Source organism: Blautia sp. BCRC 81119, from assembly GCF_003184505.1.
Classification (GTDB): domain Bacteria; phylum Bacillota; class Clostridia; order Lachnospirales; family Lachnospiraceae; genus Blautia_A; species Blautia_A fusiformis.
In genome coordinates, this window is sequence record NZ_QJHD01000027.1 from 36,721 (window position 1) to 50,103 (window position 13,383).

General features: G+C 37.8%; 10 protein-coding genes. 1 reads left to right on the forward strand and 9 read right to left on the reverse strand.

What is annotated here, in order from left to right; genetic code table 11:
• Positions 1 to 5: 5 nt before the first annotated feature.
• From DMI82_RS15295 to DMI82_RS15305, 3 genes are all read right to left on the reverse strand, one after another.
• Positions 6 to 1,598 carry a recombinase family protein gene (locus tag DMI82_RS15295; protein WP_005428244.1) on the reverse strand — a complete coding sequence of 531 codons (1,593 nt, stop codon included), beginning with the start codon at positions 1,596 to 1,598 and terminating at the stop codon, positions 6 to 8.
• Positions 1,595 to 3,184 (reverse strand): recombinase family protein, encoded by a 1,590-nt coding sequence (locus DMI82_RS15300; protein WP_110103791.1) that lies wholly within the window; start codon positions 3,182 to 3,184, stop codon positions 1,595 to 1,597. Before DMI82_RS15300 ends, DMI82_RS15295 begins: the two co-directional genes overlap by 4 nt.
• A 76-nt stretch (positions 3,185 to 3,260) precedes the next feature.
• Positions 3,261 to 3,428, reverse strand: coding sequence for a hypothetical protein (locus tag DMI82_RS15305; protein WP_009245398.1), 168 nt, complete (start codon positions 3,426 to 3,428; stop codon positions 3,261 to 3,263).
• A gap of 343 nt (positions 3,429 to 3,771) precedes the next feature.
• Between DMI82_RS15305 and DMI82_RS15310 the strand changes: the two genes are divergently transcribed.
• Complete coding sequence (locus DMI82_RS15310; RefSeq protein WP_005428247.1) at positions 3,772 to 6,015, forward strand: tetratricopeptide repeat protein; 2,244 nt, start codon at positions 3,772 to 3,774, stop codon at positions 6,013 to 6,015.
• Between the two features lie 336 nt (positions 6,016 to 6,351).
• On the opposite strand, the gene DMI82_RS15315 is transcribed toward DMI82_RS15310, so the two are convergent.
• The 6 genes from DMI82_RS15315 to DMI82_RS15340 form a co-directional block, all read right to left on the reverse strand.
• Positions 6,352 to 8,031, reverse strand: a complete 1,680-nt coding sequence (locus DMI82_RS15315; protein ID WP_005428253.1) for an ABC transporter ATP-binding protein — start codon at positions 8,029 to 8,031, stop codon at positions 6,352 to 6,354.
• Positions 8,032 to 8,056: 25 nt separating this feature from the next.
• Complete coding sequence (locus DMI82_RS15320; protein WP_009245400.1) at positions 8,057 to 9,151, reverse strand: S8 family serine peptidase; 1,095 nt, start codon at positions 9,149 to 9,151, stop codon at positions 8,057 to 8,059.
• 115 nt (positions 9,152 to 9,266) lie between these two features.
• A complete protein-coding gene (locus DMI82_RS15325) occupies positions 9,267 to 10,787 on the reverse strand; it encodes a DUF6034 family protein (protein ID WP_005428257.1) in 1,521 nt (506 codons plus the stop codon).
• A 255-nt stretch (positions 10,788 to 11,042) separates the two neighbouring features.
• The gene (locus DMI82_RS15330; protein WP_009245407.1) at positions 11,043 to 11,684 is read right to left on the reverse strand and encodes an ABC transporter ATP-binding protein; all 642 of its coding nucleotides are present in this window, start codon (positions 11,682 to 11,684) and stop codon (positions 11,043 to 11,045) included.
• A gap of 12 nt (positions 11,685 to 11,696) precedes the next feature.
• Positions 11,697 to 12,590: a hypothetical protein gene (locus tag DMI82_RS15335; RefSeq protein ID WP_005428264.1), complete on the reverse strand. Its 894-nt coding sequence runs from the start codon at positions 12,588 to 12,590 to the stop codon at positions 11,697 to 11,699.
• Positions 12,583 to 13,338 carry a hypothetical protein gene (locus tag DMI82_RS15340; RefSeq protein ID WP_005428267.1) on the reverse strand — a complete coding sequence of 252 codons (756 nt, stop codon included), beginning with the start codon at positions 13,336 to 13,338 and terminating at the stop codon, positions 12,583 to 12,585. The genes DMI82_RS15335 and DMI82_RS15340 overlap by 8 nt, the downstream gene beginning before the upstream one ends.
• Positions 13,339 to 13,383 lie beyond the last annotated feature (45 nt).

The window sequence follows — 13,383 nt, forward strand, 5'->3', positions numbered from 1 at the left end:
AGTCTTTACACTGCCTGTTTTTCTACCGGATAAGGCGACTGATACTTAAATACAATATCAATGCTCTTATCTCCATTCACAACAATTTTTTCAATCAATTCTGTCACAATTTCTCTTGTCACTTCGGATAATGTTCCATACTTGATAAATTTCTCTATCCAGTTTTCATAAGATTCTTCTGCCTCTCCAAAGCTGTCTTTCTCTTGTTCTGCCAACTGAATCTTCGCCCTGATATCTTTATCCTGCTTTTCATATTCTGCCTTATAGGAGAGATATTCTTCTTTATCCAGAACACCATCTACATAATTTTCGTAAGTTTTCTTTTTATACTTTTGGACAGCCGCAAGTTCTTTTTGTAACCGTTCAATCTGCTGGTCTGCTTCTGCACATCGTCTCTGCACCTCCTTCTTCCTATCTGCTACTTTTAATATTTCATCCTTATCACTTTCTTTCAGTGCCAGTTCCGCTTGTCTTTGGATTTCATTTTTTACAATAGAATCCAATACTTCTTTTTTAATGAAATGAGAATAACAAACTGTGTTTCCTTTTTTGTGATAGGTACCGCACTCATAACCGTCCCGACAAGTAACCCTCTGGAAATTATATCCGCAATCTCCACAAACAATAATTCCTGCGTATGGATTTACCTTTCTCACTTCGCTATTAAATCCCGGTGTCCGTGTTCTTTTCTTCATAAGTTCCTGTACCTGCTCAAAAGTATCTTTGCTAATAATTGCTTCGTGCATTCCTTCCACAATATACTGCTGTTCCTCTGGAATATATTGATACTTTTCCACTTTATAGGATATCTTTTCTGATTTATGCTGTACCATAGCCCCTGTATAAACTCTGTTTCGCAAAATTACATTGATCGTAGGATATGCCCAGCCCTTTGCACCCGCTTTTTCTAATGCATTGGCATATTTCAATCCCTGCACCTTTCTCTTATACTCTGACGGTGTCAGAATTCCTTCCTGATTCAGTTTCTTTGCAATACCATCCCTGGAATATCCTTCCAAACTCATATAAAAGATTCTCCGTACCACTTTAGCTGCTTCTTCATCTACAAGAAAATGATGCTTATCTGCCGGATCTTTTACATATCCATATGGGGCAAACCCAGACATAAACTGTCCCCGTTTCTTCTGGGCGGTCAATGCACCTCTGATTTTCTTAGATATATCACGACTATACATATCATTAAACAACGTCTTAAACTGTGCCAATTCTTCATTACTGTGATGAACAGAATCCACGCCATCCAAAATTGCAATATAACGCACACCCAAAGATGGAAAAACACGCTCAATATAGTTACTGGTTTCAATATGTTCACGCCCAAGCCGGGAAATATCTTTCGTAATAACGCCTTGAATTTTCCCTTTGTAGATATCCTCCATCATCCGCTGAAATTCCGGTCTATTCGCAAAATAAAGCCCCGAATAACCGTCATCAATATAAATATCTGCGATTTCCAGATCCTCTGATTTAGTCACATACTCACGAATCAGTTTCATCTGATTTTCAATACTCTCACTAACTTTATTCTCTCCATCATCCTTCGACAGACGACAATATACACCCATCTGATACATCATATCACCCCATCTTTCTCAAGTATTCTATCTGGTGAACTCTCTACTGAAGCAAACTTAAAATATATATCTATTTTCTGCTCTGGATATACATAAATTTTATCAACTAACTCCACAAGCGCTTCTCTGGTAAGCTGCTTTACCGTTATTCTTCTGCGATTAAAGTGCTCCAACCATATCTTTGTTTCATTGACCGCCGCCCGCTGCCTTTGCTCTTCATGGTTCAGTTCTGATAATTCTTTTTGATATTTCTGATTCTCTGTTTCATACATCTGTTTTAATTCCAGATATTCCTCTTTGGAAAGTACTTCATCCATAAACTGTTCATATGCTCGTTTCCGGTATTCCAGATTTCTTTCTATTTTTGCCTGCAATTTTGCAATTTTACCATCCAGTTCCGGCTGTTTCTGTCTGATCTGAGTTTCCAGATTATTCATATCCATCTTCATCTGTTTCAATTGCTGGTTGATTGCAAATACAACCAGTTCATCCAGCTTTTCAAATGTAATATGATTCAGCTCACAGTAATTCTGCCCCTGCTTCTGATGAAAACCACACATATATCCGTCATAGTCTTTATGAGATGCCAGATAACGTTTTCGCATGGCTGTTTTACATTTCCCACAAAAGAGCAGTCCCACATATTTATGTGGTTCATTGTTTTTATCAAAATAGGAAACTCTGCGCCCCTTTCTTATTTGCTGAACCCTATCAAACTCTTCTTTAGAAATGATTGCCTCATGTGCATCCGGCACCAGCTCCATTTCTTCCAGGGGAATTGCCTTTTTGTATTTCAGCTTATAAGACGGTCTTTCATGTTTCCGAATCACAACCGCCCCAGTATAGACCGGATTCTTTAAAATTCCACTTACAGTAGACGATGTCCACAGACCTTTTCCCGAATCCCATACATAATTGGTTTTTAAAACTTCCTTTTTATATTTTGCGGGACAAGGGATTTCATCTTCATTCAAAGTCCTGCAAATAACCGTACAGCCAAATCCATTTTGATACATTCTGTAAATTCTTCGAACAACCTCGGCTGCATAAGGATCAATTTCCAGATGATTATGAATTGTTTTACTTTTCACATATCCAAAGGGGGGCTGTTTCGGAGTATATTCGCCCATACTTCTTTTGGTCTGAATCGTTGTCTTAATCTTTCTGGATGTATCTCTCAAATACATATCATTCAGCAAAGTTTTTATTTCTAACATTTCATCATAAGTTCCAACGGCTGAATCATAATTATCCAGAATCGAAACAATCCGAATCTGTTTCTCCGGGAAATATTTGCCTAGATAATAGTTGGTATCAATATGTTCTCTTCCAAGTCGAGATACGTCCTTAAAAATCACCATATTGATAACACCAAGCTCAATATCTGCCAGCATCCTCCGAAATTCAGTTCTTTCAAAATTACTTCCAGAAGCCCCATCGTCTACATAAACTTTTTTCTCTGCAATATCTTTATTCTCTGCAATATAATCTCTTGCCATCTGAATCTGAGAGTGAATACTATTGCTGTATTCACCCTCTTTATTTTGCTCTTCAATGGAAATTCGGCAATAAATTCCTGCCTGATACATTCTATCCCTCTTTTCATCGGTCTTGCGTAGTCATTGTCTTTAATTGTCTTTATTTTACAACAAGAACTTAAGAAAATCAACCTGCAATTTTTCGTTCAGTAAGATTCTGAATGCACTGGATCAATGTCTTTTCCCCATTAAAATGCACTCGAATCTGATATCCTGCATGTTCATAGCTTACATTCTCTTTTTGGATTTCTTTTTTTGTATCCAGAACTTCTACAGAATCAAATAACGTATTCATGCTATATGCCTCCTTCAGCATACAGTTCTCTCTACATCCTATGCCGGCAGGATTGTACAAAAGTTCTGTATGAATTGAATTCGGCTTTCGAAAGCCTGATTACATTCTAAAATTATTCTGCACCAATCACATTGAATTGAAATTGACCGCAGATTGAGTTTTTAAGATTCATTTTCTTCCTATACAGTATCAATTCCTATTGTCCGGAACATTTGTTCGTGTTATAATAAAAAGACTTTAAGAATATAAAACACGAAAACCAAAGGAGGGATTTCTGTTGGAACGATGTGATTTTTCTTCTATTAGCACATGCCTAAAAAATCAAATCAGTGAAAGCAATCAGATGAACCAACCTGATTTTTTATACGAATTATTTGAAGATTTTATGAATGATCCGATAAATGAAGATTTTTCTATGGATAATGGTCTAATTTGCCGCTGGATAACCGGACAAGCAAAAATCAGTCCCAAAATAACCTCATATTATGCAAAACCCAGCAATCAGAAAAAACTGGCAACAACCATTCAGCGGAACTTACTTCCCTTAATGGCAGACTGCAACATGGTTATACAGGACATTTACACGTTATTCATACAGGACGATACGATTTCGGATACAAAAAAGCAGGAACTTGTATCTCTATATAAACCTTCTGATTCAAGGCTGTTGTTTTTAGCAAAAGTACTTTCTTTTGGTATGGAACGGCAATTTATTAAACGTGATACAAGAAATCAAAAACTGATTGCAGGAGGTGTTCTATCTCCGATTGTTCTGGATTACATTATGGACAGCGAAGTCCCAAAACCATGCCGTCATTTTCTAGGAAGAGAAGAAGAACTGGATGAACTCCATACTTTGTTTGAAGAGAACCGACATATATTTCTTTATGGAATTGCCGGAATTGGAAAAAGCGAGCTTGCTAAAGCCTATGCAAAGCAATACAGAAAACAGTACACCAATATTCTCTATATGGAATACACCGGTAATCTATATCAAGATATTGTAGACATGGATTTTATTGATGATCCACCAGAAATCAGTGAGCAGGAACGTTTTCAAAGACATAACCGTTTCTTACGCTCTTTGAAATCTGATACACTGCTGATCATAGACAATTTTAATGTCACATCCACACAGGACAGTTGCCTGTCAGTCGTATTAAAATACCGTTGCCGGGTTTTATTTACAACCAGAAGCCAACTGTCTGAATACTGTAGTTTTCAATTAAAAGAACTGAAAGATATACCCACTCTTTTTCAACTGACATCTGTATTTTATTCAGAAGCAGAGGAAAACCGGGCAATCGTAGAAAAAATCATAGAAACTGTACACTACCATACTTTTGCTGTCGAACTGGCAGCCAAACTTCTGGAAAATGGAATTTTAACTCCAGAGCAATTATTGATAAAACTTCAAGAGGAAAAGGCTTCTCTTCATAATGAAGATAAGATTAAAGTAATGAAAGATGGTCAGAGCAAAAAAGCCACCTATTACAACCATATCCATACCCTGTTTTCGTTATACTCCTTATCACGGAAACAGCAGGATATTATGTGCAATATGTGTTTTATGCCTTCATCTGGTATTTCTGCCCGTATATTTTCCAAATGGCTGGAGCTGCCTACTTTAAATGACGTGAATGATCTGATCGAGACAGGTTTTGTACAGTCAAGTCTCCGGCATACTATTTCTCTGCATCCAATGATTCAGGAAATTGCAGTTTCCGAGACCGCACCTTCTGTTACAAGCTGCCACACGTTATTGGATTCTCTGCAAAAAATATGTTTGATGCATGGCATTGAAGTTAGCTATTATAAAAAATTATTTCAAACAGTAGAAAACATCATGCTTTTCATTGAAAAGGACGATATTCCCCAATACCTGTTATTTTTAGAAGATGTTTTTCCATATATGGAGAAGTACCACTATCAAAAGGGTATGAAAAAAATCATCCAGGAACTACAGCATTTTATAAAAGCAAATACTTACGGGACTGCATCTGACCGTGCCTTACTATTGGATTATCAGGCAACTCTGGAACCCAAAACAGAAAAAGCGATAAAATTAGAAAAAGAAGCACTTGCTCAAATAAAAGAAACCACAAAAGAAAATGCCCACCTGGTTTCCAACCTCCATTCCAATCTTGGAGGGCTTTACCGAATCAACGGACAACTTGATCTCGCTAAAAGGCACATGAAAATGGGTATCTCTCTTTTACAACAATACCAGCTTCTTTATACTAATGACAGTATTCCTCAGATTAATAATTATGCTGTCCTCTTAATTGAAATACAAGAACCTGACCTTGCCCTGTCTGCTCTTCAGAAATTAGCACAGATTATCAAAGAATATAATTCAAACCACTGTTTGGATTATGCCCAGGTACAGGAATCCCTTGGAAGTATCTGCCTGATCACTGCAAATATTTCGCAAGCGAAAACCCATTTTAAAAAAGCCTTGAAAATTTATGAGGATATATGGGCAGACGAACCCGAATTGATTGAAGAAAAATATCAAGCAATTCAAGAATTGTATCCACAAGCTGGAATTGCTCTGGCAAAAAGTATTCTTCTCACCAAGCACTAACGGTTCCTACAAACACTTGTAAAATATATTGCCTCAATAATGTAAACGCCTAGTTTTGAGATACACTCCAAGACTAGGCGCTTGTCCATTTCCATTTTTTCTTAGACATGGAGCGTTTACATAAGGATCACTTTTCTTTTTTTGACACTTTTCGCTCCTCCTATCTCAAATTTTTTATAGTCTAGGTATATTGCCTTCATCAATGCCTGAGAACTTGTAAATATGCTCCTCTGCTTGTTCAATCTGCGATACATTACAATCATCTCGTCATCAACCTACTGTTTGATACAATATGTCAAATGCATAGTGGCTCAGTTCTATTAGAAATTTATATCTCTAACTCCGCACCAATTCTAAAATTCCTTTTGAAAGGCGATATACTTTATCAACACTTTCCAGTTCTTTATACTTATGCGTAATAAAAACGATAGTCTTATTTTTTAATTCACTATGTAATAACTCACGTAAAGCTTCATTTGATTCAACATCAAATCCTTCTGTAGCCTCATCCATAAGTAAAATGTCTGCATTTTTCAGCAGAGCCCTAGCTACAGCTATCTTTTGTCTTTCTCCTCCAGAAAGTTTTGCACCATCTTGCCCAATTTTTTGTCCAAATCCATGATCCAATTTTTCAATAAAACCTAAAGCACCACTTTTTCTACATGCTTCAACAACTGCATCTCTTGACGCCTTTCCATCGATATTAACATTCTCCTCTATAGTCCCTTGGAATAGATATGGCCTTTGGCTTATAACCGCAATTCTATTTCTCATATCTTGTATATCCATCAATTCCACAGGAGCTCCATACAATTTTATTATTCCTTTTTGTGGCCGGTAGAATCCCGCCAAAAGGTTCAAAAGTGTTGATTTGCCACTTCCATTTTCTCCTACGATCGCAATTCGTTCCCCTTTTTTTACACATAGTGAAATACCATTTAAAATAGGGTGTCCTGGTTCATAACCAAAGACAAGATTTTTTACTTCAAAAACCATATCCCTATCTTGATAAATTTTCTCAGGTTTCATTTCACATAATTTCATTTCCAATTCTTCCGGTTGTCCCCATAACTCAAAAAGACGTTTTGCCGATGGCTCAATTTGCGCAAAATAATATTTAATGTTTATCAATGCTGAAATTGGATTTACAACATATGCACTATATGTAATAAAAGCAAATGCTCCGCCTATAGTGAATTCTCCTTTTATTATAAAAAGCCCACTTAATATATATAATAACGCATTTACAACCGTGTCTATTACTACAACACTGACAGTACTATATTCATCTAGCATTGCGTTCTTTTTATATGAATCCATCAAATCTTTTTGCAGACCTTCAAATTGAGATTTTTTTACCTGAAACAGATTCCAGAGCTTCATTTCATGAATTCCATTTATACACTCGGCAAACCAACTCATAAACTTTCGTTTATCCTCAATCCACTGTTCAAACACTTCCCGTTTCTTGTTTGCACAATAGGACACTATTATAAATTTCAGTGGAATAATTGCTTCTATCAATATTGCTAATTTCCAGTCTAATAAGGACAGCCCAACTACTCCTCCTATTATTTGGAGAATTGATGATATAGAAAACTGAGTAATCTGATCCACAACAGATGACACATTATCAATATCCATACCAATTGTATTTATAATCTCTGCACTTCCTCTTTCAGCAAAATACTGTATTTTCATCCTATTGATTTTCCAGTAAGTCTTTTTATAGAGAGAATGTGTAAACTGATTATGTACATTTGAAAATAATTTTGTTTGGATTATATTTAACTCTTGCTGGGTTAAAGAAATTATTATTAATATAACAGAAAATAAAAGAATGTATTTCATGTTTTTCTGCAATATACCACAATCTGTTATTTGTCTTATAAGCAGTGGGTGTATAAACGTTATGAATGATGAACCCAAAAGGCAACAGATAATCCCTGGAAAATACTTTTTATATTCACACAACATTTTACAAATTCGATACCATGTTTTCCCATTTTCTCTCATATCCAATTGCCATCCTCACTATTCGTTAAGCAAAATATTGACAAACAAGCTCATATATATCCTCTATATTGTAAGTGATTCCTATTCGATCTTCTGCATACAATTCATACATATTATTTTTACGCACAATATACATATCTATATCTGATGCCTTACTACTTTCAAATATTTCTTCCTCTTGATTCAAAAGAATAATATCAGGTTCATAAGCTATATATACTGTATAAAGGATATCGTTCAATGACTCATTGGAATCGTCATAATATTCTAAAGGAATTACATTTTCATCTAAAGGATTTTTCTGCAGATTTATTGCGTAATAACCGTTCTGACTAAACATCACTTTTAGCTGTATCATTTCCTCGTAATCTAAATCAATACCGGCAATTACCGGTATCTCTATATTGGTTTTATCCCTTATTACATTTTCTAGTATATCCGGATAATCAGATTTATGCGTTGCTATAGTCATCAAAAAGTCCATAACATCATCAAATCCTGCTGTGGGCTTTCTGTTTAAATATGTAGCAATATGTCCAGTGACAACAGGAGCCGCATAACTATTGGCTTGATTTACGATCCCATTCCACGAAAAATTTGCTATAATAGAATTCTCAATATTATAACCTTTTTGTTCTTGAAACAGAATTTGACCATTTCCCAAAAGACCATAACGATCCTGCCTGACACCAAAAACACCTGGATATGCAGCTGGATAAGTCTTTATATTTCTGTTATGATATGCTGCTACTATAATCGCATCAGCATCAAGTAATCTTTTTATTTGAATCCATAAGGGTTTAATATCAAAATAATTGATTGTTCCAAGACTCATGTGAATTAACTTTATTTTATTTTGAATACACCATTCCAAAGCTTCCAGCAAAACTGTGATCTGTGTTGTTCCTGCAGAGTCAGTCACATTCAAGTCCCATAATTCTATATCACTACATATGCTTGTGATAATTCCGACGCATACAGCGCCATGGAATGATTTATCGTCTTTATACTCACTTGGATCGCATTTAGAAGCCAAAAAAGATTTATGAACAATCCTTTGATTCCTGTTATTTCTCATATGATAAGGTATACCGTTATCAATCAATGCGAGCTTAATCATTTGCACTATTCCTATTCTTACCTGTTATATATCCAAGCCAAATATCGCATATTTATTATTCTCATGATAAACCTTGTAATTCTATGGTCAATAAAAATTCAAGTGTCGCTGAACCCTAATATGCTTCTCCAATCACACTGCCATCATAAGCATTGATCACATAAGAAAGCTCCTGTAGAGAATTTCCACCAATACTTTCCCTGACAGTAAAAATCCATGCTGGAACCAACCATGCGTGTTTCGGCTCCTGATAGGCTGTGGTATAAGTATACTGCAATTTTGCGTTTACCACATCATACTCCAGTGCGGTAGTGTCGTTGGCAGACTGGCCTTTTCCGGAATACCAATAAAAAATCTGATCTGTCAGCTTTGCCTGTATTTTTTCAAAAGGCAGAAGCTTTGTATTTTCCGTCACCGTACAGACTTCTTCCGATATCCCATCCCATTTAAAATATTTAATTCCTTCCTCTGTTATCAGAATAGAGATTGTTTCTACCTGGAACGGAGGCACATAACTATCCACTGTTTCTTCCGCAACCACGCCATCAGGAACTGAAGTAATACCCTCTACACTTTTCGAAAAACAATACAGATATCCCGGTAATCCTCTATCCAGATCTCCCTGCCACAAAGCATCACTACCAAGTCCCAGACCATTGCGCTCTGAACATGCGCCATTCGGGAACCACACGGTACGATCAGAATCTACAAGGCCCATTCCATCGATACCTAAATCCTCTAAAACTTGTTCTGCCTGTTCCTTTCCATCTTCCTCTGTAAAGGTGATCTTGTCCATGCACTTTCGATACGCATCTGCCAGTTCATGAAATTTCTCTGTATAGCCGTTGGTATCCATGCCAAAGCTACTGTAATACTCACTCTGCATTTCCTCAGTTTCTATTGTTTCTTCTTCTATAAAATTAGAACCCTCCATCCAGAGAAAACTACTGTCATTGTCAATTTCCTGATTATACCGCTCTGCTTCTATATATGCCTTCCTGTCCTCGCCCACATCTGCAGTAAAATAATCCTCTGTATCTGTGTTTTCCAATTCAGTACTCATCCAACTCCGTGCCGCTTCCACACCGTGATCCTCTGTTTTTTTTTGAAATTTTATCTCCATCTTTTCCGGTGCAGACGCTTCATCCGGTGCAAGCTCCATCCCCTCTCGGGTTGCGTTTTGAATCCCTGCAATCGATGTAGAATATGCTGATTGCAAGTAACTTCCTTCCTTGCTGGAAATCCTGTCTAACACTTCCTGATACGCATCCTTTGTCACCATCTGTGGCATATATAGTTCCTCACCGTCCGTAAAATAATCAATCAATCCATTCAGTTCTTCCTGCGTTAACTCGTGATTTTGCATCTCTATGACTGGAAGATTGCCAATGCTTTGTTCGCCCAACTTAATATCTGCCTGGATAACCACACGGTCGTTGCTTTTCTTTTCTTCAAATTTCCAATGCGTTGGAACATTTGTCTCTCTCTTTTCTCCTTTTTTAAGAGGTTCACAGACAGCCGCCTCGCTAATCCCATCCACTTTGCTGACTACCGAACTCTCCTCTGGTGTTTCCTGACAGCTGGAAAGAATAATACACAACGCACCTACCATAATTGCTAGAACACTTTTTTTCATTTTTCCTCCATATATCTTATAGAATTGTCGCTTTTTCACGAAACTTCAATTATAAACTCTTTAACTTATAAATACCTTCCTGACACTATTAACGTTTTCGTATATTTTTTAGAAACAGACTACCTTATTTATTTTAATGTATAAGGCAGTCTGTTCTATGTACTAGTAATCCAAAGAACGATCATAAAAATATTTCTGCATTGGTGTTTGAATGCATTTAATTAATACCTTTCCCATATTCTTTCCCCCGTATTTTTATTTTATCTGCGTCAGGACACCTGCATCCATCTCACAGATCGTATCGCAGAGCCATTCGATCTCCAGCATGTTATGTGCTGCGATAAGAATAGTCTTCCCTCGTTCCTTTAATCCCCGCAAAAGCTCGCAGACCTCTCCTGCCCCCTGCTTGTCCAGACCATTAAAAGGCTCGTCCAATATCAAAAGCTCCGGATCTTCCATGATTGCCTGTGCGATACCAAGACGTTCACGCATTCCAAGAGAATACTGTCCTACCTTCTTTTTAGACAGAGGATCAAGCCCTAGGGCACGCATCGTCGCCCTCACATCGTCATCGGAAATACGGTGTTTCAGAGACGCCAGTCTCTTTAAATTCGCAAAACCGCTGAGATCCAGAAAGAAGCCAGGGTTTTCAATGATAATGCCTACGGAATCTGGAAAGTCCAGCTCCTTCCCGATCTGTTTTCCCCCTACGAGCACTGTGCCGCTCTCAGGTTGTAAAAATCCACAGATGCATTTAAACATTACGGTTTTCCCTGAACCGTTAAACCCCATAATCCCATGAATCTTCCCTTTTTCAAAATCATGGGTAATGTTCTTTAATACTTTTTCTTTTTGAAAGGATTTTGTCAGTCCCTTCAACCTGATTGCATATTCCATTTTGCCCTCCATTTATTCGTTTGTCTGCGTAAAAGAGAAATTATAGCCCTTAATTCGGACGGCTGACAAGCCGATCAGCGCTATGATTAATATTGCAAATATGAACATGCTCATCCCGATCCCTGGCAGGTAATCATAACCAAAGCTGTGCATGGGAAAGGTAGCTTGGTTCAACGGAGACAGCCAGCCGCAGAACACGTTCGCCCTATATTCCTGACTTTCTGTAAAATGAAACAGTTTCCGGAAAACATCTGGGTTCAGCAGGAGCCCATACAGACTGACTGCAAAAGCACCGATCACCCCTGCCATATTTCCCGCAGCCAGATTTAAAAACAACATGAGAACTGCGATAAAAAGAGTATATAAAAGTACAAGTCCAAACACTATTGCTGCGCACATATAAGGAGTTGAGCTTTCCATTGTTTTTATGGAAACAGGAACGGTTATGCTCTCCCCACCGCCATAGCCCAACATTGCCGCTGTTTCGCTCCACACATTTCCCGTAAAGGAAAAGGGAGCTCCCATAATTCCAAGCATCACAGCCAAAAAAATATTATAGATCACAGTCGCCAGGATCACATAGATAATCTGACCCGCAAGCCATATCTTCCGTTTTGTGCGTACAAGCCAATACGGAGTTGCCTGACTGATAAATGGCATGTCCGCAAAGAGCAGGATTAAAAGCAGGGAGGACAGCATAACAGAGGATGCATCCCCATATGTCCAAATAAACGGCTCGAATACCTGAAGGATTGTCTCATATTTTATCGCATGGGAAATAATCTGATCCGACAGCATCAGACATAATATAGCTGCCAAAATAAAGGTCATCCAGATCCTCGGACTTTTTTTCCATCCATAGAAATTCTGGCCTGCAATCCAAAAAGCCTGTTTAATATCACGCATACCGCAACCTTCTTTCTATTGCGCACATAAAGATCAGTGCCGTTAAAAAACTTCCAACCGCTAATATAGCAATGCAGAAGATATCATTGTAGTAAATAGACGCCGCCCAATAGCGGGGACTCAGAAAGAATGCTTTTTGATAGTAACGCTCCTGAAATACGGTCAGGACATAATAAAGAATAAAAGGAACGGCATAGGACATATAGCGATTTTTTGTTATGACAGCCGACGTACCGCCAATTAGCGCCCAAAAAGCGCCATTTAAAAACAATCTCAGAAAGCTTACCGCCGTTCTGCCCACAAGCACTGCCATCTCATAATTTCCGTCAATCAGAGAAGGATACTGACCGAACCTCAGTATACAGATTACAAGAAGGAACACCATGGCTAAAAAAGCTGTCAAACCTCCGGAGACCAACAATCCTGCTGCTTTTCCTACGAGATACTGTTTTCTCCCTGAACGGATATAACTGAACAGAAAAAAACGACTGTGCAGCTCAGCCTCCGTATTCTCTCCACCCGCAAAAGCAACAGCAATGGGAACAAACAGAAGCATATTAACGCTGTTCATACAATAGGTGTATGCTACGAACCAGCCTGGTCCTTCTGCAGATCCGCCTGCATTTATGATCTTCTGCAACATCTCATGCTCAGACATCAGGGTAGCCGAAACGATTAGAAAAATCCCCAAAATAAAGCGAATGCTTCGAATATTGTTTTTTATGTCCGTTGCCAACACATTTCTCATACGCTTTTCTCCTCACTTCAAACAGCTATAGACTTGATTTTTTTA

What these genes read in the sequence shown, in the direction of transcription:
- DMI82_RS15295 (WP_005428244.1), bottom strand. Translation starts at nt 1,598, where the DNA reads ATGATGTATCAGATGGGTGTATATTGTCGTCTGTCGAAGGATGATGGA.
- DMI82_RS15300 (WP_110103791.1), bottom strand. Translation starts at nt 3,184, where the DNA reads ATGTATCAGGCAGGAATTTATTGCCGAATTTCCATTGAAGAGCAAAAT.
- DMI82_RS15305 (WP_009245398.1), bottom strand. Translation starts at nt 3,428, where the DNA reads ATGAATACGTTATTTGATTCTGTAGAAGTTCTGGATACAAAAAAAGAA.
- DMI82_RS15310 (WP_005428247.1), top strand. Translation starts at nt 3,772, where the DNA reads ATGAACCAACCTGATTTTTTATACGAATTATTTGAAGATTTTATGAAT.
- DMI82_RS15315 (WP_005428253.1), bottom strand. Translation starts at nt 8,031, where the DNA reads ATGAGAGAAAATGGGAAAACATGGTATCGAATTTGTAAAATGTTGTGT.
- DMI82_RS15320 (WP_009245400.1), bottom strand. Translation starts at nt 9,151, where the DNA reads ATGATTAAGCTCGCATTGATTGATAACGGTATACCTTATCATATGAGA.
- DMI82_RS15325 (WP_005428257.1), bottom strand. Translation starts at nt 10,787, where the DNA reads ATGAAAAAAAGTGTTCTAGCAATTATGGTAGGTGCGTTGTGTATTATT.
- DMI82_RS15330 (WP_009245407.1), bottom strand. Translation starts at nt 11,684, where the DNA reads ATGGAATATGCAATCAGGTTGAAGGGACTGACAAAATCCTTTCAAAAA.
- DMI82_RS15335 (WP_005428264.1), bottom strand. Translation starts at nt 12,590, where the DNA reads ATGCGTGATATTAAACAGGCTTTTTGGATTGCAGGCCAGAATTTCTAT.
- DMI82_RS15340 (WP_005428267.1), bottom strand. Translation starts at nt 13,338, where the DNA reads ATGAGAAATGTGTTGGCAACGGACATAAAAAACAATATTCGAAGCATT.